Origin of the sequence: Cohnella kolymensis (genome assembly GCF_000829465.1) — a bacterium.
In the GTDB taxonomy this organism is placed as follows: Bacteria; Bacillota; Bacilli; order Paenibacillales; family Paenibacillaceae; genus Cohnella; species Cohnella kolymensis.
Genome location: NZ_JXAL01000001.1, coordinates 332,711 through 356,348, shown reverse-complemented (window position 1 = coordinate 356,348; position 23,638 = coordinate 332,711). Strand labels below are relative to the sequence as shown.

Annotated in this window: 19 protein-coding genes, 2 pseudogenes and 2 riboswitches; of the genes and pseudogenes, 18 read left to right on the top strand and 3 right to left on the bottom strand. The window is 54.9% G+C overall.

What is annotated here, in order from left to right:
* Positions 1-60 precede the first annotated feature (60 nt).
* From SD71_RS25745 to SD71_RS01705, 3 genes are all read right to left on the bottom strand, one after another.
* Positions 61-324 carry a hypothetical protein gene (locus SD71_RS25745; RefSeq protein WP_161793317.1) on the bottom strand — a complete coding sequence of 88 codons (264 nt, stop codon included), beginning with the start codon at positions 322-324 and terminating at the stop codon, positions 61-63.
* A gap of 314 nt (positions 325-638) precedes the next feature.
* Positions 639-1,952, bottom strand: a complete 1,314-nt coding sequence (locus tag SD71_RS01710; RefSeq protein ID WP_041058764.1) for a glutamate-1-semialdehyde 2,1-aminomutase — start codon at positions 1,950-1,952, stop codon at positions 639-641.
* Between the two features lie 8 nt (positions 1,953-1,960).
* Positions 1,961-2,959, bottom strand: a complete 999-nt coding sequence (locus SD71_RS01705) for an LCP family protein (RefSeq protein ID WP_082033982.1) — start codon at positions 2,957-2,959, stop codon at positions 1,961-1,963.
* Between the two features lie 150 nt (positions 2,960-3,109).
* Here SD71_RS01705 and SD71_RS01700 point away from each other — a divergent pair, with 150 nt between their 5' ends.
* From SD71_RS01700 to purH, 18 genes and pseudogenes are all read left to right on the top strand, one after another.
* A complete protein-coding gene (locus SD71_RS01700) occupies positions 3,110-4,204 on the top strand; it encodes an ABC transporter ATP-binding protein (RefSeq protein WP_041058761.1) in 1,095 nt (364 codons plus the stop codon).
* A pseudogene (locus SD71_RS01695) lies at positions 4,197-4,992 on the top strand (ABC transporter permease). Before SD71_RS01700 ends, SD71_RS01695 begins: the two are co-directional and overlap by 8 nt.
* A 7-nt stretch (positions 4,993-4,999) precedes the next feature.
* A complete protein-coding gene (locus SD71_RS01690; protein ID WP_041058758.1) occupies positions 5,000-5,788 on the top strand; it encodes an ABC transporter permease in 789 nt (262 codons plus the stop codon).
* Between the two features lie 35 nt (positions 5,789-5,823).
* The gene (bcp, locus tag SD71_RS01685) at positions 5,824-6,291 is read left to right on the top strand and encodes a thioredoxin-dependent thiol peroxidase (RefSeq protein ID WP_041058755.1); all 468 of its coding nucleotides are present in this window, start codon (positions 5,824-5,826) and stop codon (positions 6,289-6,291) included.
* Positions 6,292-6,381: 90 nt separating this feature from the next.
* On the top strand, positions 6,382-7,539 hold the full coding sequence (locus SD71_RS21810) for a polysaccharide deacetylase family protein (protein WP_052475848.1): 1,158 nt from the start codon (positions 6,382-6,384) through the stop codon (positions 7,537-7,539).
* A 107-nt stretch (positions 7,540-7,646) separates the two neighbouring features.
* Positions 7,647-9,167 (top strand): glutamine-hydrolyzing GMP synthase, encoded by a 1,521-nt coding sequence (gene guaA / locus SD71_RS01675; RefSeq protein ID WP_041059673.1) that lies wholly within the window; start codon positions 7,647-7,649, stop codon positions 9,165-9,167.
* 99 nt (positions 9,168-9,266) lie between these two features.
* Positions 9,267-9,367: riboswitch (purine riboswitch) on the top strand.
* 148 nt (positions 9,368-9,515) lie between these two features.
* Positions 9,516-10,925, top strand: a complete 1,410-nt coding sequence (locus SD71_RS01670) for an NCS2 family permease (protein ID WP_041058752.1) — start codon at positions 9,516-9,518, stop codon at positions 10,923-10,925.
* 176 nt (positions 10,926-11,101) lie between these two features.
* Positions 11,102-11,201: riboswitch (purine riboswitch) on the top strand.
* Between the two features lie 192 nt (positions 11,202-11,393).
* Positions 11,394-11,879, top strand: coding sequence for a 5-(carboxyamino)imidazole ribonucleotide mutase (gene purE, locus SD71_RS01665; protein WP_041058748.1), 486 nt, complete (start codon positions 11,394-11,396; stop codon positions 11,877-11,879).
* The gene (purK, locus tag SD71_RS01660; RefSeq protein ID WP_082033981.1) at positions 11,876-13,105 is read left to right on the top strand and encodes a 5-(carboxyamino)imidazole ribonucleotide synthase; all 1,230 of its coding nucleotides are present in this window, start codon (positions 11,876-11,878) and stop codon (positions 13,103-13,105) included. The genes purE and purK overlap by 4 nt, the downstream gene beginning before the upstream one ends.
* 7 nt (positions 13,106-13,112) lie before the next feature.
* Entirely contained in the window at positions 13,113-14,408 is a 1,296-nt protein-coding gene (gene purB / locus SD71_RS01655) for an adenylosuccinate lyase (RefSeq protein WP_041058745.1), read from the top strand.
* A gap of 40 nt (positions 14,409-14,448) precedes the next feature.
* The gene (locus tag SD71_RS01650; RefSeq protein WP_041058743.1) at positions 14,449-15,345 is read left to right on the top strand and encodes a phosphoribosylaminoimidazolesuccinocarboxamide synthase; all 897 of its coding nucleotides are present in this window, start codon (positions 14,449-14,451) and stop codon (positions 15,343-15,345) included.
* The gene (gene purS / locus SD71_RS01645; protein WP_041058740.1) at positions 15,342-15,584 is read left to right on the top strand and encodes a phosphoribosylformylglycinamidine synthase subunit PurS; all 243 of its coding nucleotides are present in this window, start codon (positions 15,342-15,344) and stop codon (positions 15,582-15,584) included. Before SD71_RS01650 ends, purS begins: the two co-directional genes overlap by 4 nt.
* 6 nt (positions 15,585-15,590) lie before the next feature.
* Complete coding sequence (gene purQ, locus SD71_RS01640) at positions 15,591-16,283, top strand: phosphoribosylformylglycinamidine synthase subunit PurQ (protein ID WP_041058738.1); 693 nt, start codon at positions 15,591-15,593, stop codon at positions 16,281-16,283.
* Entirely contained in the window at positions 16,261-18,513 is a 2,253-nt protein-coding gene (gene purL, locus SD71_RS01635; protein ID WP_041058736.1) for a phosphoribosylformylglycinamidine synthase subunit PurL, read from the top strand. Before purQ ends, purL begins: the two co-directional genes overlap by 23 nt.
* Before the next feature lie 26 nt (positions 18,514-18,539).
* Positions 18,540-20,007: pseudogene (purF, locus tag SD71_RS01630) on the top strand (amidophosphoribosyltransferase).
* Positions 20,008-20,253: 246 nt separating this feature from the next.
* A complete protein-coding gene (gene purM / locus SD71_RS01625) occupies positions 20,254-21,300 on the top strand; it encodes a phosphoribosylformylglycinamidine cyclo-ligase (RefSeq protein WP_041059667.1) in 1,047 nt (348 codons plus the stop codon).
* The gene (gene purN, locus SD71_RS01620; protein WP_041058733.1) at positions 21,297-21,911 is read left to right on the top strand and encodes a phosphoribosylglycinamide formyltransferase; all 615 of its coding nucleotides are present in this window, start codon (positions 21,297-21,299) and stop codon (positions 21,909-21,911) included. Before purM ends, purN begins: the two co-directional genes overlap by 4 nt.
* Before the next feature lie 20 nt (positions 21,912-21,931).
* Positions 21,932-23,479, top strand: a complete 1,548-nt coding sequence (purH, locus tag SD71_RS01615) for a bifunctional phosphoribosylaminoimidazolecarboxamide formyltransferase/IMP cyclohydrolase (protein ID WP_041058732.1) — start codon at positions 21,932-21,934, stop codon at positions 23,477-23,479.
* The last annotated feature ends 159 nt before the right edge of the window (positions 23,480-23,638 follow it).

Below are 23,638 nucleotides of genomic sequence, written 5' to 3'. Positions count from 1 at the left end.
TTGCTGCTTACCGAGGCTGAGGAGCTGCTGATCCAGCGTTTAACTGAAGGAGATCCGGAATCATCGGATCCGGCCGAAGCAGCAGTACGCGCCTTGCCGCCCCGCTGGGAAATCCGCATCCAGACAGAATACGACCCGGTAGCCGAAGAAACCAAACTTTACCGCTCCATGGCCCGTGAGGTCGACGACCGATACGGTAAAGACGAATAAAAGGAGCTCCCACATCCAGATCCCTGGACTACGGGAGCTCCTTTTGACGGTATCCCGGTAACTCAGGCAGTGGCTGGTGAGCTCCATTTGTCGGTATCCCCGTAACTCAGGCATTGGCTGGTGAGCTCCTTTTCACGGTATCCCCGTTACTCAGGCGGACGATCCGAGCGTTCGAGAAAATTGCTGCCTAGGGGCTAATGGTTTCTGAGCGAACGGGGTATCGGCAAAAGGCGTGCTGACTGTGTGTGTGCTGAGCGAAGGGGATATCGAACAAAGGTACCAAGAGTGGTGTGTCTGAACGAAGGGGATACCGAGCAAAGGGTGCCGAGAGTTAAGCGAGTCTGAGCGAAGGGGATATTGGCAAAAGGCGCGCACGGCACCACAAATGAAAATTGAGGCCTCTAACGAGAGACCTCAATTTGAACAATTTATTTTCTAGCCATTTCGCGGAAAGATTCTTCTGCGGCCATTAATGTGGCGTCGATGTCGGCGTCGGTGTGAGCGGTGGTGAGGAACCAGGCTTCGTACTTTGACGGTGCGAGGTAGATGCCGCGCTCGAGCATGAGCCGGAAGAACTGAGCGAACTGCTCGCCGTCCGTGTCCTGTGCTTCTTCGTAGTTGGTGACCGGATGATCGCAAAAATGCGTTGAGAACGCGCCGACGATGCGATTAACCGTGAGCGGGACGCCGTAGCCGTCTGCCGATGCTTTGAGCCCGGCGGCCAGCTTGGCGGCCATGTCGTCCATGCGCTCATACGTCCCGGGCTGCCTCAGCACCTCCAAGCAGGCTAGGCCCGCCAACATGGAAGCGGGATTTCCGGCCATGGTGCCGGCCTGATAGGCCGGTCCGAGCGGAGCGACCTTACTCATTACGGCTGCGCTTCCGCCGTAGGCCCCGATGGGCAGTCCGCCGCCGATGATTTTGCCGAGCGCGGTCAGGTCCGGACGGATCGCGTTCTGATCTGGGAAAGCAGAGAAGGTCTGCGCGGATCCATAGTGGAAACGGAACGCGCTGATAACTTCATCATAGATAACAAGCGCTCCCGCGTCGCGTGCCATGCGGCAAAGCCCTTCAAGAAATCCCGGCTTAGGCATGACCATGCCGAAGTTGCCGACAATCGGCTCGACCATTACAGCCGCAACCTCATCACCCCAGCGTTCAAGCGCGAGCTTTAAACCATCCAGCTCGTTAAATGGCACTGTAATCACTTCGCTTGCGATACCTGCGGGAACCCCGGCGCTGTCTGGTATGCCCAATGTGGAGGGACCGGAGCCGGCTGCCACAAGTACGAGGTCGGAGTGTCCGTGGTAGCAACCCGCAAACTTGATGATTTTGTCGCGGCCGGTATAAGCGCGAGCCACCCGAATCGTCGTCATAACCGCTTCCGTGCCGGAATTTGTAAAGCGCACCTTATCCATCGACGGGATGGCGGCCTTCAATGCTTCTGCAAGCCGGATCTCATGCTCGGTGGCCGTGCCATAGAGCGTGCCTTCTTTAGCGGCTCGAATAATCGCTTCCGTCACATGCGGATGCGCATGCCCGGTGATGATAGGGCCGAACGCTGCCAAATAATCGATGTAACGGTTGCCGTCCACATCCCACATGTACGCGCCTTCGCCCCGCTTCATAAAAACAGGGGCGCCGCCCCCCACCGCCTTGAAAGAGCGGGAAGGGCTGTTCACCCCGCCGACAATGTGCTGCTGTGCTTCATCGTATAGCTGTGCTGATTTATTCCGTTGCATTTTATCGTTTATCCTCCCGGGATTTTACTTGTAGACTTAACAGTGTTGTCTCCGGCTAATGTCTCCGCCACATAATCACGGAGCGCATCAACGTCACGGATACCTAGTACGGAGGAGCCACCGACATTCTGATCATAGATCAGTTCCATAGGAGGAATCTGCGCGGAACCGGCCTGCTGGGACTGATATGCCAGCCACGCCAGCTTTCTCATATCCTCCGTCGACATATTCGTCTCCACATGAGGAGTTACCTTGCTGAGAATTTCGGGCAGCCGGATCAGGTTCCAGCCGGACTGCATTTTATCCGCGATAGCTTTCAAGAACGCACGCTGACGCTCGGTGCGCGTGAAATCGGACATTTTATCATGCCGGAAACGAACGTACTGCAACGCCTTTTCGCCGTCAAGATGCTGGTAGCCTTTTTTCAGATCGATATCGAACCGGTGACCGTCAGCGGCGTCCGTCCAGCGCATGTTTTTCTCAACAAAATAATCTACTCCGCCTATCGCGTCGACAAGGTTAATGAATCCTTGGAAATCAGCGTACACGTAATACTGAATGTCCAGACCGGTCAGGTTGCCGATCGTTTTCATCGCGACATTCGGTCCGTGCGTGATGGCGGTGTTGGCCCGATTGCTCCTGTACCCCGGAATTTCCACATATGTATCGCGGAGCACGGAAAATAAATGTGTTTTCTTACGCGCGGGATCGAACGAAACGACCAGCATCGTGTCCGACCGCGCAACCTCGCCTTCGCGTAACCCTCTCTCGTCCGCACCGAGCAGCAGAACATTCACCCGCTCCGAGCCTTGCCATTCCGGAGGCTTCTCTTCCGGCTTGTCTTTGAAATCGCCGAAACGAGACTCTTCCTTCGGCTTCTGGGCGTGAGCCAGCTCCTGTTCCACACCGTATGCCCACCAAGCGGTAAAACCCAAGAAGCCGGCTAAAACAACGAGAACGCCGAAAAGCGTCCACAACTTCCATCTTTTTTTTGCGCATAAATCCAAAATCCTCTCCGGTTGGTGTTTGGCGGGCCGAACGAAGAATGAAGGGGTTATTTTACGCAGATCGTTTGTTGAGGTAAGATTACATATTATAAAATTATAAAGTTTAAGCGCCTGTAATATCAAGTTTCTTTCGCATCATGGGAGGTTATTATGCTAGCTATTGATGTACATCAACTGCGCAAACAGTTCAAAGTGCAGAAAAACCGCGAAGGCCTCAAAGGCGCGCTTCAAGACTTGTTCAAGCGTGAACATACCGAAGTGGCGGCGGTCAAGGATATCAGCTTTCAAATTCCCCAAGGGGAAATATGCGGGTATATCGGTGAGAACGGCGCCGGCAAATCGACCACGATCAAGATGCTTACCGGAATTCTTGTGCCGACTTCAGGCAAGCTTGTGGTGAACGGCTTGGTGCCGTATCAGGATCGGGAACGGTTCGTAAAAGATATCGGAGTCGTATTCGGGCAGCGCAGCCAGCTTTGGTGGGATATCGGCGTCATTGAATCTTTCCGGCTGCTGAAAAAAGTGTACCGGGTGAGTGAAGCGGATTTCCGCAAAAGGCTCGATGATCTGGTGGAGACGCTCCAGCTTCAGGACCTGCTGAATCGTCCCGTACGAAAGCTTAGTTTAGGTCAGCGCATGCGCTGCGAGCTGGTGGCGGCATTGCTGCATAATCCGGCCATTTTGTTTTTGGACGAGCCGACCATCGGGCTGGATATTGTCGTCAAAACGGAAATACGCGAATTCCTAAAACGCCTCAATCGCGAGCAAGGCACCACCATACTGCTGACGACACATGATCTTCAAGACATTGAAGCGCTCTGTTCACGAGTGATCATGCTGGATGACGGCAGCATCATCTACGATGGCGGACTGGATGAACTGAAAGACCGTTGGGGCAAAGGGCGCGAGGTTCAGTTCCAATTTACCGAATCCGTTGCACTATCCGCTGTGTCAGCTCTAACACAGGGCCTGGATGTTCGCTGGACGTTGGAAAACGACATTACCGCCAAAGTCTGGATTCCCCGAGAAATGAACGTGTCCGAAGTGCTGTCGCGTGTCGTAGGGGCGCGGGATATTAGTGATATCAAGATTTTCGAGACGAACACCGACCAGATTGTGCGGGAAATCTATCAATCGGGAAGTGCCGAGTCTCCGCTCGCGGACGGACTTGCCGGTGAGCAAGGGACTGCGTCGGACGAAGCTGCCGCGACGGCCGTTGGAGCGGGGGCGGGCAACCGTGGCTAGCGCTTATCTGGAATTAATCCGCATGCGGTTTCTCATGATGCTTGCTTATCGGGTGAATTACTACAGCGGCATTATCATTTATGCGATCAACATCGGCGCGTACTACTTCATGTGGAAAGCGATCTACGGAGATGTGCCTTCATTGTCCGGCTTCACCGTGCTCCAAATGACCACGTATGTCGCGATCTCCTGGATGGCGCGCGCGTTTTTATTTTAACAATCTCGATCGTGAAATCTCCAATGAAATCCGCGACGGCAGCGTAGCGGTGCAGATGACCCGGCCTTATAATTATCTGCTTGTGAAAATGATGCAGGGGTTCGGCGAAGGCTTGTTCCGGCTCGTTCTGTTCATGGTTCCCGGGATGGTCGTGGTATCGTTTATTTTTCCCATATCTCTGCCGACTGACCCGGTACGCTGGGGTATATTTTTCGTCATGATCTGGTTCAGTTTTCTGATCAATTCACAGATCAATATTCTGACCGGTTTGTTTGCTTTTTTCGTGGAAAATAACGAGGGACTGATGCGGATGAAGCGCGTCACGATGGATTTGCTGTCGGGACTTATCGTGCCGATCGCCTTTTTTCCGTTATGGGCGAAGTCGGTCTTGGAGTGGACTCCGTTCCCGGCCATTACGTACTTGCCGAGCTCGGTGTTTACCGGACGACTCAACGGCACCGAGGTTGTACAAGCGGTGGCAGTTCAATTCATCTGGTTTGCGGTGCTGATTCTGCCGATCTGGGCCATGTGGCGGGCGGCGCGGCGACGGTTGTTCGTGCAGGGAGGGTGAACGGGCGATGAAATTTACACTATCTTTGTTTCGTGAATATATGGCTAACTATCTGAAAGTGAAACTGACTTATCGCGCGGACTTCTGGGTGGAAGTGGTGTCCGACTTGCTTTTCTCGGCCGTGAATCTGATTTTTATATTTGTCGTGTTTCAGCATACGAATTCGCTCGGGGACTGGAATCAAGCGGAGGTCATTTTCGTGTACGGCTATTTTATGATCCCGTCTGCGATATTCGGCACTTTCTTTAATTTGTGGAATTTCAGCGACCGGTACATCGTCAAAGGGGAAATGGACCGGGTGCTTACCCGCCCTGCTCATTCGCTGGCGCAAGTGATGCTGGAGAACGTGGATCCGCCGTCCTTGATCGGCGCTTTCGTCGGACTTGCGATCATGGGCTCGGCGTGGTCGACGCTGGGGCTGCCGTTTTCCTGGTACGATCCGCTTGTGCTGGTGGTGATGGTGATCGGCTCGGTGCTGATCTATGCCGGAATCTACACGGCGCTGGCGGCAATCTCGTTCTATTCGGATGCGCCGACGGGCATTGTGCCGCTCATGTTCAACATCCAGAATTATGGACGCTACCCTATTCAAATCTATAACAAGGGCATCCGCTTTCTGCTGACCTGGCTGCTGCCTTTTGCCTTCGTCGGCGTGTATCCGGCGTCGTTCTTCCTCGAGCGGCATAAAGATCTCGTCATGTCGCTGCTGACGCCGGTTGTCGGCATCGTCGTCGCGGGCATCGGCCTGCTCTTCTGGAACCACGGAGTCCGCCGATACCGGGGCGCGGGCTCTTGAGTAGCACAGAATCGGATCAGGAAGGGTTGTTACGCATGGAGAAAATTGAAGTGGGGAAGCCGGTGCCGGATTTTGAGCTGCCCGCGACGAACGGGGGAACCGTGCGGCTGGGTGATTTTCGCGGACGGAAGGTCGTATTGTACTTTTATCCGAAGGACATGACGCCGACGTGCACACAGCAATCGTGTGACTTCCGGGATGCGAATGACGCCATCACAGAAGCGAATGCCGTCATTCTCGGAATCAGCACGAACGATTTGAAATCCCATTATAAATTCATAGAAAAGTATGATCTGCCCTTCTTGCTGCTCGCCGATCCGGAACATCGGGTATGCGATCTGTACGGAGTATGGCAGGAAAAGAAGCTGTACGGCAGAACGTACATGGGCATCGTCCGCTCAACTTTCCTGATTGACGAGTCGGGCAAGCTGCTCAAGGAATGGCGCAACGTGAGAGTGAAGGGACATTCCCAGGACGTTCTAAACGCAGTCACCTCCTCCTAAACTTCAAATCTAGCAAAATAATAGTCATATAAACGGCCGGCCGCTCATATATTCATCGTATACGTCAATAGACGATACGGGGGATGCGACATGGGAGAACGGAGGCACACACGCAGACGCCGCACGAAAGTGCTGGTGTCTATTTTGTTGGCTGCGTTGATCGGCTGTGCGGGCGGGGAAAATGATGCGGCTGCGGCGGATACGCCTCGGAAGCCTACGGTTTACCTCACTTTCGACGATGGACCAAGTCCGGTGACGGACCGGGTTTTAGCTATTTTGCGTGAAGAGGAAGTTAAAGCGACTTTCTTCGTGGTCGGAGCACAAGCCGAGAAATATCCGGAACGGCTGCGCCAAATCGCAGAGCAAGGCCATGCGATCGGGAATCATAGCTATAACCATAAGTACGAAGAGCTTTATGGGGACTTCAAGTCTTTTGCGGCGCAGGTTGTAAGAACGAATCAGATTCTGCAAAAGAAGGCGAACGTGACGACGCGGCTCGTGAGAGCGCCGGGAGGGACTTTCGGCAACTTCGATTCCGTGTATTTCAATGCGCTGCAGGCTGCCGGCTACATCGTCTTTGATTGGCATGTGGACAGCGGCGATGCGAAAAGGCTGAACGTACCGGCCAAAGAAATTGCAGCGAACGTATTAAACGCCAAGCTGCTTCCGGAAATGATCGTGCTGCTGCATGACGGCGGCAGCCATAAGGAAACGGCCGCTGCACTGCCGCAAATTATCAAGCATTATAAAAAGCACGGATACCAATTCGCCGTACTTTCCGATAAGGTGAAGCCGCACACATTCCGCCTCGCGCCGACTTTGAAGTGGAAACGCGCCAAGCCTTCTCCGGAGCAGGCCGTCGCCTGGCTGGGCGGAAAGAACGCGGCTTTACCGAAACAAGCGGCGGGCACACAGCCGCAGCCCCCGAACGAGCCGGCACAGCCGACCGAGCCGGCACAGCCGACCGAGCCGGCACAACCGGAACCAGCCGAAGCCTCGACCAATATCACCTTGCGTGAATGGGTTACGGATACGGGCGGATCAGTCAGCTGGGATCCCAATCAAGGGATCGTATTTGCCTTCGTGCAAGGCTTCGAGCTTCATTTGATCCCGCAATCAACGCAAGTGGAGGTCATCGATCCGGATGGCGCAGCACGTATTTTGAACGTTCAGCTCACCTGGCAGAACGGCGTTGTAAAGCTTCCGGCGGACGCTCTTGACCAGCTGCTCGCCCCTTCCGCGGGGTAGCCGTTCGGCTGTCCGGCTTCCTTGACGCTGCCGCAGCGGGATGGCTATAATAGCCTCAATTGATTGAGGGAGGCTCGGCAAGCACAGTGAATAATAATCAACATGAGATGATTGTCGTATTGGATTTCGGCGGCCAATATAACCAATTGATCGCGCGCCGCATCCGCGATCTGGGCGTATACAGCGAGCTGCTGCCTTATAACACATCCGTAGAGAAGCTCCGCGAACTCAATCCCAAAGGGATTGTTTTCTCAGGCGGACCGGCAAGCGTGTATGCGGACAATGCGCCGACGGTAGATCCGGACATTTACTCCCTCGGCATCCCGATCCTGGGCATCTGCTACGGCATGCAGTTGATCACCCACCAGCAAGGCGGGAAAGTAGAACCGGCGAATAAACGCGAGTACGGGAAATCGGATGTGGATTTCGTCGACGGCTGCCGCCTGGTCTACGGATTGGATGCTCGTCAGACCGTATGGATGAGTCACGGTGACCATGTCACGGAGCTGCCGGAAGGGTTCACGATCGACGCCAGTACCGCGCACGCCCCGGTCGCGGCGATGAGCCACCCGGAGCGTAAAATTTTCGCAGTGCAGTTCCATCCCGAAGTCCGCCACTCGGTCTACGGCAATGATATGATCCGGAACTTCCTGTACCGCATCTGCGAATGCAAAGGCGACTGGAGCATGGAATCGTTCATCGAAGACACGGTTCGCGACATCCGTAACGAAGTCGGCGAAAAGAAGGTGCTGTGCGCTCTTTCGGGCGGCGTGGATTCCTCCGTTGTAGCGGCGCTCCTTCACCGTGCGATCGGCGATCAGCTGACATGCATGTTCATCGACCACGGGCTGCTTCGCAAAGACGAGGCGGAGAGCGTCACGGACACGTTCGTCGGCAAATTCGATATGAATGTGGTGAAAATCGACGCCAGCGAACGGTTTCTGAGCAAGCTTAAAGGTGTCGAAGATCCCGAGCAAAAGCGTAAAATCATCGGAACCGAGTTCATCCGGGTGTTCGAGGAGGAATCGGCGCGATTCGACGATTTTGCATTTTTGGCTCAAGGCACGCTGTACACCGATATCGTTGAGAGCGGCACGGCTACAGCGCAGACGATCAAGTCACACCACAATGTAGGCGGTCTTCCGAAGGATATCAAATTCAAGCTTATTGAGCCTCTGAAGGCTTTGTTCAAGGACGAGGTCCGCAAGGTTGGCGAAGAGTGCGGACTGCCCGACGCCATTGTGTGGCGGCAGCCTTTCCCCGGTCCGGGTCTAGCGATCCGGGTGCTGGGCGAGGTTACTGAAGAGAAGCTCACCATTGTACGCGAGTCCGACGCGATCCTGCGCGATGAAATCGCGAAAGCCGGACTCGACCGTGAAATTTGGCAGTATTTCACGGCGCTGCCCAACATGAAAAGCGTCGGTGTTATGGGTGACGGCCGTACCTACTCTTACACGGTAGGCCTTCGCGCAGTCACTTCCATCGATGGAATGACGGCCGACTGGGCGCGTATCCCTTATGACGTGCTCGAACGAATTTCTACTCGTATCGTCAACGAGGTCGACAACGTCAATCGGATCGTGTATGACATCACATCCAAGCCTCCCGCCACGATCGAGTGGGAGTAAGGGATTTGCCGATTTTCCGAACAATGCTTGCAGAAAAAACTCGAATATTCGCAAAAACCGTTGACACAGGGTGCCTCTAGTCCTAGAATGAGAAAGGACAAACAACTGAATAGCTCTTTTCGTATAATCCCGGGAATTGGCCCGGGAGTCTCTACGAGGTCACCGCAAATGATCTGTCTACGGAAAGTGAAAATACATACCGGGCGAGGTGCGCACCTCCGTCTCGCAGTATGAATTTTCCTTGAATAGCGGAACCTAGAAGAGATTTTTTCTTCTAGGTTTTTTGTATGTTTTGTCTTGTTTGACACTAATAACGAACAGACACTGAGGGGAGAGCTTGCTGAAATCATGGAAAGATTCTTTAAGCTGAAAGAACTGGGATCGAACGTCCGCACGGAGATTATGGCCGGTATCACCACTTTCATGACAATGGCCTACATCTTATCCGTAAATCCGAATACACTGACTGCGTTCGGATCGGGAGCCACCGGCGGAGAATGGTATCCCGTATTTCTCGCAACGGCTTTAGCGGCAGGTATTTTCACAATTGCAATGGGCCTTTTCGTTAATTTCCCTGTAGCACTTGCTCCAGGTATGGGCTTGAACGCTTACTTCGCATCCGTCATCTTGAGTTCATCCGCTACGGGTCATCCGGTAACGTTTGAAATTGCGCTGACTGCCGTCTTTATCTCAGGTCTGATCTTTATTCTCCTGACGGTCACGCACATCCGCCAAATGCTTCTTGTGGCCGTACCTGACGGCTTGAAGCATGCGATAACGGTCGGTATCGGATTGTTCATCACAATCATCGGTTTGAAGAACAGCGGTCTTCTTACGGTCGGAGTTGAGGCGCTAAACGATATTCCAAAAGGCAAGTTTACTGACGTAGCGTTTTTTGAAACGATTTTCCATATGGGTTCGCTCGACAATCCCGGTGTGCAGCTTGCGTTAATCGGACTGTTCCTGATCGGGGTGCTCATGGTTCTCCGTGTAAAAGGCGCGATTCTGTTCGGAATTTTGGGTACGACGCTGATCGGTATGCTGCTCGGATCTAACTATGTACCCACTACCATCAATACGGCCGATACGCCATGGATTCCGAACTTGAGCGAGCTTCAGTTCATGAATTTTGACTGGGAAGGCGTCTTATCAACGGGACTCATCTCCATTGTTGCTACTTTTACGTTCGTCGAACTATTCGACACGTTCGGGACACTCGTCGGAACTGCGAACCGTACAGGAGTCATGAAAGACGAGCAAAAAGGCAAAAAAATCGTCGGCAAGGCCATGCTTGTGGATGCGGTAGCTGTCACAGGCGGCGCAATGCTCGGAACCAGCACCACAACAGCTTACATTGAAAGTGCTGCAGGCGTTGCTGCAGGCGGCCGCAGCGGCTTAACTTCCGTAACGACCGGCGTATTGTTCCTGCTCGCTCTGTTCCTTGCTCCGATTGTCGCCTTGATTCCGGGATCCGCTACTGCGGCGGCCTTGATCATTGTCGGCCTGCTGATGATGCAAGCAGTCAAAGCAATTGATTTCGAAGACTACACGATCGCAATCCCGGCTTTCCTTACGATCGTCTTCATGCCTTTCACCTATAACATCGCCAATGGTATTTCGTTAGGAATCTTCTCGTATGTCATATTGGCTACGGCAGCGAATGTCTTCGGTAAAGGAAAATACAAAGTTCACTGGCTGATGTGGCTGCTCGCGATCTTAATCGTGCTGCGTTACGCTTTTATCGGCTCCCAAGGCTAATATCTTAGCGCAAACCCCCGTTCTATTTCCGCATGGCGGCGATGGAGCGGGGTTTTCTATTTTTGTCTAAATCCGAACATTATTATTTGTTTAATCAAAAAGTGTTCGTGTTTGTTTGACATTGCTCTTTCTGCTAAGGTAAACTTAAAGGCATGAAGAAGCTTGTTCTTGTCGAATGCTTGGCAAGTTGTCACGCGCGTATATACTCGGGAATCGGCCCGAACGTCTCTACCCGGAAACCTTAATTTCCGGACTACGCGGCAATCACCAATGACAGTGAGATAGGGAGCGCGAATGGTTCGCCAATTCGAGCTTTTCTATTGTGTGATCGGCTGATTCGCTGTCGCTGCAGAGAGATTATGGGTCGATTGGGGGATACTTACGGTACTCCCATCGGCCCTTTTTTGTTCTTTTTGCTTGAGAGAATCGGTTATCGGACAAAAGATTGTATCAGGGAAGGGTGGGGCTATGTCATCGCTCGTGGGCGTTATTATGGGCAGTACATCGGACTGGGAAACGATGAAAAAAGCTTGCGAGGTACTGGATGAGCTCGGCATCCCATACGAGAAAAAAGTCGTTTCCGCGCATCGGACGCCGGATCTGATGTTCGAATATGCAGCAACCGCTGCTTCCCGCGGATTGAAAGTCATTATCGCCGGAGCGGGCGGCGCAGCGCACCTCCCGGGAATGGTTGCGGCGAAGACTGTACTGCCCGTAATCGGCGTCCCCGTGAAGTCTGCCAGTTTGAACGGCCTGGATTCATTGCTGTCCATCGTGCAAATGCCGGGCGGCGTCCCCGTCGCAACTGTTGCAATCGGAGCGGCGGGCGCCACCAATGCAGGCCTGCTTGCGGCGCAGATCCTTGGAGCCTTTGATCATGACGTGCAAGCCCGGGTAACCGCCCGCCGGGATCGAATCACACAAGAAGTGTTGGACAACGGAGAACTGCCATGAGTGAGCAAATAAAGCTGGTGAGTTTGTTTGAAGAGGGGCTGTCCTGCGGTCCTCTGGGGTGCGAGTCCCCGGTTCCCGAAAGAACGATCTTGCCCGGAGCTACGATCGGTGTACTCGGCGGAGGTCAATTGGGCCGAATGCTGGCACATGCAGGTAACAGACTGGGGTACCGATTCATCACACTTGATCCGACTCCGGATTCACCCTGCGGTCAGACAGCTGAGCAAATTGTCGCGAAGTATGACGATCGTGAGGCTGCGAGGGAGCTTGCCAGGCGCTCGGATGTGATCACCTATGAGTTTGAAAATGTAGACGCGGGTGTGGCAGCAATGCTGGAGGCAGAATCGTATGTTCCGCAGGGAAGCAAACTCCTGCACACGACCCAGCACCGCCTGCGGGAAAAACGGGCGGTCGAGGCCGCCGGCGCACAGGTTGCTCCTTACATGGAGATCACCGGATTGGACGAGCTGCGTAACGCGGTGCGTTCACTCGGATTGCCTGCGGTATTGAAGACCGCGACCGGCGGCTATGACGGCAAAGGGCAATGGGTTTTGCGGACCGACGCCGAACTCGAGCCGGCCTGGAAAGAGGCGGGTGCTGCGGGCGCAGAGCTCGTGCTTGAGAAATTCATTCCATTCGAAAAAGAGATATCCGTTATTGCCGCGCGGCGGCCCTCCGGCGAGATTCGCACCTTCACTCCGGCAGAGAATGTGCACATTCATAATATATTGCATTTATCTATCGTTCCTGCACGTATCACCGAAGACGTTCGAGCTAAGGCCGAAAGGCTGGCGCTCTCCATTGCAGAGACGCTCGAAGTTGTCGGACTCATCGCCGTTGAGATGTTCGTCACGGCAGACGGAGAGCTATACGTCAATGAGCTCGCGCCAAGACCGCACAATTCCGGCCACTATACGATGGAAGCGTGCCGGACGTCACAGTTCGAGCAGCATATCCGCGCGATTTGCGATTTGCCGCTGGGCGATCCGGCGTTGCTGACGCCGGTTGTCATGGTTAACGTGCTGGGAGAGCACATGCCGGCGCTTCTGAGCTGGATGCGGTCAGCCGACGAAACGGCTGTGCGCCTCGGCGTGGAACCGAAGGTTCACCTTTACGGCAAAGCCGAAGTGAAACACAAACGTAAAATGGGTCACGTCAACGTGCTCGCCCCCACAGTGGAAGCGGCGCTTGAGTGGGTGTCCCAATCCGATATATGGAGGCCTTGAACAACCGATGATTGAACGCTACAGCCGGCCCGAGATGCGGGCGATCTGGACGGAAGAGAACAAATTCAAAGCTTGGCTGGAAGTGGAGTTGTGCGCTTGCGAAGCGTGGGCGGAGCTGGGGCACATCCCGCATGAAGACACGGCGGCGCTTCGTCGCAACGCGAAGTTCGATATCGATCGGATCTACGAGATCGAACAGGAGACACGCCATGACGTCATTGCGTTCACCCGCGCCGTCTCCGAAAGTCTCGGCCCCGAGCGCAAATGGGTGCACTACGGATTAACTTCCACCGATGTGGTCGATACGGCTATGGGCTATCTGCTGCTGCAAGCCAATCGAATTTTGAAAAAAGATATCGAGAACTTCATCGCCATCCTTCGCGAGCAAGCGATCCGCTATAAAGATACGCCGATGATGGGCCGCACGCATGGGGTGCACGCGGAACCGACGACCTTCGGCTTGAAGCTTGCCCTGTGGCATGAGGAAATGAAGCGCAATCTGGAGCGGTTTCTGCGTGCAGCGGATAACGTTCAATTCGGCAAAATGTCCGGAGCCGTCGGTACCTACGCCAACATCGATCCGGCGGTGGAGCAGTTCGTGTGCCGCAAGCTGGGCATCTCTCCGGCTCCGATCTCGACACAGACGCTGCAGCGTGACCGTCATGCGGAGTATATGGCAACACTCGCGTTGATCGCAACCTCGCTGGACAAGTTTGCGACGGAAATCCGAGCTCTGCAGAAGAGCGAGTTCCGCGAAGTGGAGGAGCCTTTCGGCAAAGGGCAAAAAGGCTCCTCCGCCATGCCGCATAAGCGGAATCCGATCGGCAGCGAGAACATCAGCGGCCTGTCCCGCGTCATTCGCGGGCATATGATCACCGCCTATGAGAACGTCACGCTGTGGCACGAACGCGATATCTCGCATTCTTCCGCCGAAAGAGTCATTTTGCCGGATGCCACCATGCTCCTCAACTATATGTTGAACCGTTTCGGCAATATCGTGAAGAACCTGACGGTATTCCCGGACAATATGAAGCGAAACATGAGCCGTACCTATAACGTGCCGTTTTCCGGCCGGGTCATGACGAAGCTGATCGACAAAGGCATGAGCCGCGAGCAAGCATACGACACGGTTCAACCGCGTGCCATGCAGGCATGGGAGGAACAGCGCGATTTCCGGGATATTGTGAGTGCCACGCCTGAAATCACTGCTCTGCTGTCTGCTGGTGAAATCGCCGATTGCTTTGATCCGACTTGGCATCTGAAGCACGTAAATACGATTTTCGATCGACTGGGATTGAAGTAAAAACCGGTCTGGTCCGAGGCGCCGGGAGAAGGAGACACAGATGACCACTCATGCATTGGCTACGGCCCAAGGGCTCGTTAACGCCCCGCTCATTCATAAAGGTAAAGTCCGGGAGCTGTACGATCTCGGCGACGAGCTGTTGATCGTCGTCACGGATCGGATCTCGGCATTCGATTATGTGCTGGATCCTCCCGTGCCGGGCAAAGGTACGGTGCTGAACGGGCTCAGTTCCTTTTGGTTCAAGCAGACGGCGGCACTTCAGCCGAACCATGTCATTCATACGGATGTCTCCAAGTTGGGAGATTTGATATCGGATCCCGAGAAGCTGGCCGGACGCGTCATGATCAGCCGTAAAGCGAAACGCATCGATGTCGAGTGCGTGGTACGCGGCTATATTACAGGCGGCGGATGGCGGCAATATGAAAAAAACGGACAGGTAAACGGGATAATGCTCCCGTCAGGCCTGCGCAAGAACGCCAAGCTGGCAAAACCCATTTTCACACCGGCAGGCAAAAACGACGTCGGCCATGACGAGGACATCTCGTTCGGGGAACTGGTGAGGCGGATCGGCCCTAAGCTGGCGGACGAGCTGTGGGACCGAAGCTTGAAGCTTTATCACTTCGGCCGGGACTTCTGCGCGAAACGCGGCATCATTCTCGCCGATTGCAAGTTTGAATTCGGACTCATTGGTTCAGAGATGATTCTAATAGACGAACTGTTCACCCCGGATTCCTCGCGATTCTGGGCACAGGAAAACTACGCGCTCGACATCGAAATCGACAGCATGGACAAGGAACCGGTGCGCGCATACCTGGCGGGTTCGGACTGGGACAAGAACAGCCCGCCGCCAACGCTTCCTCCGGAAGTCGTCGCCGCTGCCACGTCTAGATACCAGGAAATCTATCGCCGGTTGACCGGCCGGGAGGAGAACTCATGAAGGCAAAGGTTTTTGTGACGATCAAAGAAAACGTGCTGGACCCGCAGGGCAACGCGGTGCAAGGCGCGCTGCATACGATGGGCTTCGCTGAAGTCGGCAAAGTGAGAATCGGTAAATATATGGAAATCGAACTGGATACGGCCGATCGGAACGAAGGGGAACAACGCCTGATCGCCATGTGCGAGAAGCTGCTGGCGAACACGGTCATCGAAGACTATCGCTATGAATTGGAGGGCTGATGGCTGATGAATTTTGCGGTTCTGGTATTCCCGGCGTCCAACTGCGACATCGACTGCTTCAAAGCGGTGGAAGATACGATCGGACAGCCTGTTGACTATGTTTTTCACACGGCCACCGATTTGTCTCAATATGATGCGATTCTCATACCCGGGGGATTCTCCTATGGGGATTACTTGCGCTGCGGCGCGATCGCCCAGTTCGCTCCTGTGATGGCTGAAGTTAGGAAGGCGGCAGAGGCGGGCAAATTCATTCTCGGCATCTGCAACGGATTTCAGATTCTAACGGAAGCACGGCTCCTGCCTGGGGCGCTTATTCGTAACAACTCGCTCAAATTCCGGTGCCACTCCGCTGACTTGATCGTCGAGAACAATTCTACTGCGTTTACGCGCGCTTACCGTGCGGGTGAAATGATCGATATCCCCATCGCTCATGGCGAAGGCAGCTATTATGTAGATGATGAGACGCTGGCGCAGTTAAAAGCCGATAACCAGATCGTTTTCCGCTATGCAGGTGAAAATCCGAACGGTTCGGTCGATAACATCGCCGGTGTCTGCAATAAAGAGGGTAACGTGGTCGGCATGATGCCGCATCCGGAGCGGGCTGTGCATGAGCTGCTCGGTTCCGAGGACGGCGCGCGTATGTTCACGTCAGTACTCAATGCTTGGAGGGAACGTCATGGCGCAGCTAGTGTCCGCTAAAGAACCGACTGCAGAGCAGATTGCCGAGCAGAAGATATACAAGCAATTCGGCGTATCCGACAAAGAATACGAGCTGATCTGCGGCTTTATGGGACGTCTTCCGAACTACACGGAAATCGGAGTATTCAGCGTCATGTGGTCGGAGCATTGTGCGTACAAAAACTCGAAACCGCTGCTTAGACGTTTTCCGGTTACAGGTCCTCGCGTGTTGATGGGTCCCGGTGAGGGAGCAGGGATCGTCGATATCGGCGATAACCAAGCCGTTGTTTTCAAAATCGAATCTCACAACCACCCGTCGGCGGTAGAGCCGTACCAAGGCGCGGCAACCGGTGTAGGCGGCATCATTCGCGATATTTTCTCCATGGGTGCGCGCCCCGTGGCATTGCTCAATTCCCTGCGTTTCGGCCGTCTGGAAAATGAGCGGGTACGTTACTTGTTCGAGCATGTGGTCAGCGGGATCGCGGGCTACGGCAATTGTATCGGCATACCGACGGTTGCCGGCGAAGTGATGTTCGATGAGGCTTATGAGGGAAATCCTCTCGTTAACGCCATGTGCGTCGGGCTCATCGACCATGACAAAATCCAACGCGGCGTCGCCAAAGGTATCGGCAATCCGGTGTTCTACGTCGGTCCGGCAACGGGCCGAGACGGAATTCACGGTGCCACATTTGCATCTGAGGATTTAACCGCGGAATCGGAAGCCAGGCGCTCGGCTGTACAGGTCGGCGATGCGTTCATGGAGAAGCTTGTAATGGAAGCGACGCTGGAACTGATCGACTCCGGCATCGTTCTAGGCATTCAGGATATGGGAGCAGCGGGTCTTACGTGCTCCAGCGCCGAGATGGCGAGCAAAGCGGGCAACGGCATGGAGCTTTATCTCGACGAGGTTCCGCAGCGGGAAGAGGGCATGACGGCGTATGAGATGATGCTTTCCGAGTCGCAGGAGCGGATGCTGTTCGTTTGCGAACCGCAGCATGAAGCGCAAGCCAAGGCCATCTTTGAGCGATGGGGACTGCACTGTGCGAAGGTGGGCAAAGTGTCCGATGACGGACGGCTGAAGCTGTTCCACAAAGGCGAGATGGTCGGCGACATGCCGGTGCATGCGCTGGTCGACGACTGCCCGGTGTACCATAAACCTTCCCAAGTGCCGGAATACTATTTGAAAAATCGTTCGATCGATACGAACAGCTACGAGCAAGTGCTCGACTTGAACGATGCGCTGAAAAAAGTGCTCGGTTCACCGTCGCTTGCGAGCAAAGAGTGGGTTTACAACCAATATGACTACATGGTCCGGACATCAACGGCGGTGCGCCCGGGCTCCGATGCGGCCGTCGTTACGATTCGCGGAACCCGCAAAGCTTTGGCTATGACTACGGATTGCAACGGACGTTATGTGTACTTGGATCCCGAAGTGGGCGGCCGCATAGCGGTAGCTGAAGCGGGACGCAACATCGTCTGCTCCGGAGGCGAGCCTCTGGCGATCACGGACAATCTGAACTTCGGAAGTCCCGAGAAACCGGAAGTGTTCTGGCAAATGGAAAAAGCGGTAGACGGCATGGCTGAAGCGTGCCGCGTAATGGAAACTCCGGTCATCGGCGGCAACGTGTCCCTTTACAATGAGAATGCCAAAGGCGCCATCTATCCGACGCCGGTTGTCGGCATGGTCGGCCTTGTTCACGATATCGATCATATTACGACGCAAGAGTTCAAAGCCGAGGGAGACGTTATTTTCCTCCTTGGAGAAACAAAAGCGGAAATCGGTGGCAGTGAGCTGCAGCATGTGATGTTCCATGTTGCGGAAGGCCGGCCTCCGGAATTGGATCTTGAAACCGAGCTTCAGCTGCAAAAAACGGTCCTTAACGTAATCCAGCAGGGGCTCGCAGCCTCCGCGCACGATTTATCCGAAGGCGGCTTGGCGGCTGCGCTCGCCGAATCCTGTTTCGGACGTGGGCTTGGTGCGGATGTCAACTTTACGACCAATCTGCGCGCGGATCTCGCACTGTTCAGCGAATCGCAATCGCGTATCCTGCTGACAGCCAAGCCGGATCAAGCGGATGCGCTGTTCTCGGCGGTGTCTGCCGCAGGGGTTCCCGTACAGCGGATGGGCACGGTGGGCGGTGACCGGCTGAACATTACGGTCGGCGGGCACACCGAGATTGATGCTTCGGTTGCCGAGCTGCGCCATGAGTGGAAGAACGCAATTGCCAGCCGAATGAACGGTAACGGGTAATGACAGCGAGATCAGCGAACGGGGGGATGGCAGTGGAACGCTTCTGGACCGGAGACTATTACAACGAGGGCGCCGGCGGCCGCGACTCTATATTTGACAAATTAAAAGAGGAGTGCGGCGTGTTCGGCGTGTTCGGCCATCCCGATGCCGCCAGCTTGTCTTACTACGGTTTGCATGCGCTGCAGCATCGGGGTGAGGAAAGCTGCGGAATCTGCACGTCGGACAAGGAAGCGTTCCACTATCATCGCGGAATGGGCCTTGTGAAAGAAGTGTTCGAGCGCGACCGCCTGGAAGCATTGACGGGCGATCGGGCGATCGGCCACGTCCGGTATTCGACGTCCGGCGCAAGCCAGCTTGCGAATGCGCAGCCGCTCGTCTTCAAATACCGCGGCGGCGACCTGGCGGTTGCCACGAACGGCAATCTCGTGAACGAGCCTTCTATACGCAAGGAGCTGGAGGACAGCGGCTCGATTTTTTCAGACGAGCAGCGACACCGAAGTCATTGCGCATCTGATCGCGCGCTCGCCGAAGGATTTGGTCGAGGCGGTGAAGGATGCTTTCTCAAGGCTGATCGGGGGCTTCGCTTTTTTGATTCTGACCAAAGACCGGCTGATTGCAGCCTGTGACCCGCACGGCCTTCGTCCGCTTGTCATGGGCCGGCTGGGTGAAGCATACATTTTCGCATCCGAATCGTGCGCGCTTGAGACGATCGGTGCGCAATATGTGCGCGATGTACAGCCTGGCGAGCTGCTGGTGCTCGATCAGAACGGACTGCATGAAGAGAGGTTTGCGCAGATGGAACGCCGGGCTGTGTGCGCGATGGAATACATTTATTTTGCCCGCCCGGACAGCGACATCAACGGAATCAACCTGCACTCTTCGCGCAAAAGGATGGGCCAGCGACTGGCTCAGGAGTCTTTTATCGATGCGGATATTGTTACGGGTGTGCCGGATTCCAGCATCTCGGCCGCGATCGGCTACGCGGAGCAAACAGGCATTCCGTACGAGCTCGGACTTATTAAGAACAAGTATACTGGCCGTACTTTCATCCAGCCCTCCCAAGAGCTGCGTGAAAAAGGGGTCAAAATGAAGCTGTCCGCCGTGCGCAAAGTCGTGGAAGGGAAAAAAGTCGTCATGATCGACGATTCCATCGTGCGCGGAACGACTTCGCTGCGGATCGTGAATCTGCTACGCGAAGCCGGCGCCCTCGAGGTGCATGTGCGCATCACGTCGCCTCCGTTCATGAATCCCTGCTACTACGGCATCGACACGCCGAACACGGATGACCTGATTGCATCCAGCAAGACAGTCGAGCAAATCCGCCAAGCCATCAACGCGGACTCTCTCTACTTCCTGAGCAAGCCAGGTCTAGTCGAAGCAATCGGCGGTCACGATGGCGAAATCAACCGCGGCCTATGTATGGGCTGCTTCGACCGTGACTACCCGACCCCCGTAGATTTCCCAGACGCCAAAATCACCTGCGGCTGCGACTAACGAATATAAAATTAACGAGTTGCCAATCTTGGCGACGCCGTTTATGCGTGTGGTTTTACAATGAGATGATGTGCCAGCAAGCGGCGGAGGGAGCACCATCGGGTGGAAAGTGAAACGGCCGCCTTTGTATTCACGTGACCCCCTCCAGCCAATCAATCAGGTCACGTGAATACAACAGCGGTGGAAGCCGATGGTGCTCACGGAGCCGCATTTACAGCGCAACGGAAAAGGGAGTTGATCCGTAAAATGTCCGAAGCATACAAACAAGCCGGCGTCGACATAGCCGCAGGCAACGAAGCCGTCGACCGGATGAAAAAACACGTCCAAAAGACCTTCCGCCCCGAAGTGCTCACAGGGCTCGGCGGTTTCGGCGGGCTTTTCAGCCTGAACAAGGACAAGTATGAGGAGCCTGTGCTGGTCAGCGGCACGGACGGTGTCGGCACCAAGCTGAAGCTCGCGTTCGCCATGGACAAGCACGACACCATCGGCATCGACGCCGTCGCCATGTGCGTGAACGATGTCGTCGTAACCGGAGCCGAGCCGCTCTTTTTCCTCGACTATCTGGCTTGCGGCAAGCTCGTGCCTGAGAAAATCGAAGCCATCGTCAAAGGTGTGGCCGACGGGTGCGAACAAGCCGGCTGCGCGTTGATCGGCGGAGAAACGGCCGAGATGCCGGGCATGTACCAGGACGGTGAGTACGATATCGCCGGATTTACGGTAGGCATCGTAGACCGTCCCAAAGTGATCGACGGGTCCTCGATTCAGCGAGGAGATGCGGTTATCGGCTTGGCTTCAAGCGGCGTTCACTCCAATGGATTTTCCCTGGTGCGCAAGCTGCTGCTGGAACAGAAAGGGTATGCTTTGACGGAGACGCCTGCCGAGCTTAAAGGCAAGACATTAGGCGACACTTTGCTCGAGCCGACCCGCATCTATGTGAAGCAAATTCTCCGGCTTCTGGAGAAGGTTACGGTAAAAGGAATGGCGCATATTACAGGCGGCGGCTTTATCGAAAATATACCACGCGTGCTGCCCGAAGGCGTGAACGTGGACATCAAACGCGGCGCATGGCCGGTCCTTCCGATCTTCAGCCTGATGCAGCAAGCCGGCGGCATCTCCGATCGGGACATGTTTACGACTTTCAACATGGGCATCGGCATGGTGCTTGTCGTTCCTGAAGAGCAAGCTGAGCAAGTATTGACAGCAGCCCGGGAGCAGGGAGAGCAGGCATATCGGATCGGTACGGTTACAGACGGCAGCCGAGTTGTGACATTCGAGGGTGTGGAATTGCCATGACCGCATCTTTGCGGATTGCTGTGTTCGCTTCCGGCAGCGGAAGCAACTTTCAAGCGCTTGCCGAGGCCATACGAGATACGGGCATCAACGCGTCGATTGAACTCGTCGTGTGCGACAAACCGTCCGCGTACGTGCTGGAGCGTGCGAAACATTTTAACATCGAAACCTATACGTTCCGCCCCAAAGACTATTCATCGCGTGAAGACTATGAGCGGGAAATTGTCGCTAAGCTTGAACGTGAGCGAATCGATCTCATTGTTTTGGCAGGTTATATGCGAATTATCACCGACGTCCTGGTGGAGCCTTACTGCGGGCGCATGATTAATATTCATCCCTCATTACTTCCTGTTTTTCCGGGCATCAATGGTATCGGACAGGCTTTGGAATATGGTGTGAAAATAACCGGTGTCACCGTTCATTTCGTGGATGGAGGCATGGATACGGGACCGATTATCGCGCAACACGCTGTTGAAGTTGAGGAAAATGATTCAGAGGAAACATTGGCAGCACGCATTCATCGAGTGGAGCACGAGCTTTTGCCCAAGGTGGTAGGCTGGATTGCCGAAGGACAGGTGTCCGTCACCGGACGCAAGGTAACGATCACAAATTGATAGCGAACGGAGTGGGATTTGTGGCAATCAAAAGAGCTTTGGTCAGCGTATCGGACAAGACCGGGATTGTAGAGTTTTGCCGGGAGCTGGCGCAGCAGGGTGTACAAATCATTTCAACCGGCGGCACCAAGACGCTGCTGGAAAAGGAAAACGTGCCGGTCATCGGCATTTCCGAGGTTACCGGATTTCCAGAAATTCTCGATGGACGCGTCAAAACGCTGCATCCGGCCGTACACAGCGGCCTGCTCGCCGTTCGTAACGAACCCGAGCATGTGAAGCAAATGCAGCAACTTGGCCTTGACTATATCGACCTTGTGGTCGTGAACTTATATCCTTTTAAAGAAACGGTATCGAAACCGGATGTGAGCTATGAACATGCAATCGAGAATATCGACATCGGCGGGCCGACCATGCTCCGTTCCGCGGCCAAAAACCACGCGTTCGTAACTGTAGTGGTAGACGCGGGCGATTATGCCGGTGTGCTCGAAGAATTGCGGCGGGATGGGGATACCGGTTTGGACACCCGGAAACGGCTGGCCGCCAAAGTGTTCCGTCACACTTCCGCGTATGATGCGCTGATCTCGGATTATTTTGCCGAGCAGTTGGAGAACCCGCTGCCTGAGAGCTTGACCGTCACTTACGAGAAAGTGCAGGATCTCCGCTATGGAGAGAACCCGCATCAGAAAGCGGCGTTTTACCGGAAGCCTCTGGCCTCTGCGGGAAACATTACGACAGCGGAGCAGCTCCACGGCAAGGAGCTTTCCTACAATAACATCAATGACGCGAATGCGGCGCTGGCAATCGTTAAAGAGTTTGACGAGCCGGCGGTGGTCGCGGTCAAGCATATGAATCCCTGCGGCGTCGGCATTGGCCGGGACATTGACGAAGCGTATGTGAAAGCCTATGAGGCTGATCCCACTTCGATCTTCGGCGGCATCGTTGCTGCCAATCGGACGATCGGAGCGGAGACTGCCGCACGCTTGAACGATATTTTCCTCGAAATCGTCATTGCGCCGGACTTCGAGCCGGCTGCTTTGGAAATCTTGCAGCGCAAAAAGAATATCCGCCTGCTGCGTATCGGCGATCTGGCATCCGCGGGGCAGCGCCGTTCCGAGTGGCTGATCACCAGCGTTGAAGGCGGCATGCTCGTACAGCAAAGCGATGTGCACAGCTTGACCGCTGCCGACCTGAAGGTTGTAACGAACCGCGCTCCGAGCGAGGAAGAGCTGAAGCAGCTGCTGTTCAGCTGGAAGGTCGTTAAGCATGTGAAGTCAAACGCGATCCTTCTTGCCCGGGACAACATGACGATCGGCGTGGGTGCAGGACAGATGAACCGCGTCGGCGCAGCCCGCATCGCCATCGAGCAGGCGGGAGACAAAGCGCGAGGCGCAGTGCTCGCTTCCGACGCATTCTTCCCCATGGGCGACACGCTCGAGTTGGCCGCCAAAGCGGGCATCACGGCTGTCATTCAGCCGGGCGGCTCCATCAAAGACGAAGAATCCATCGCAGTCGCGAACGCCAACAACATCGCTATGGTGCTCACCGGTGTGCGCCACTTCAAACACTAACTCGTGTTTTTGCGGCCTTTGCTCGATATCCCCTTCGCTCAGCCGCGGCAGAGCGTGCGGGATTCTGAGCGACAGGGATATCGGCAAAAGAGCATCGGCAGAGTGTGCGGAATTCTGAGCGACTTAATTTTGTAAGCCATCAAGACAGTGAAAGCAAGG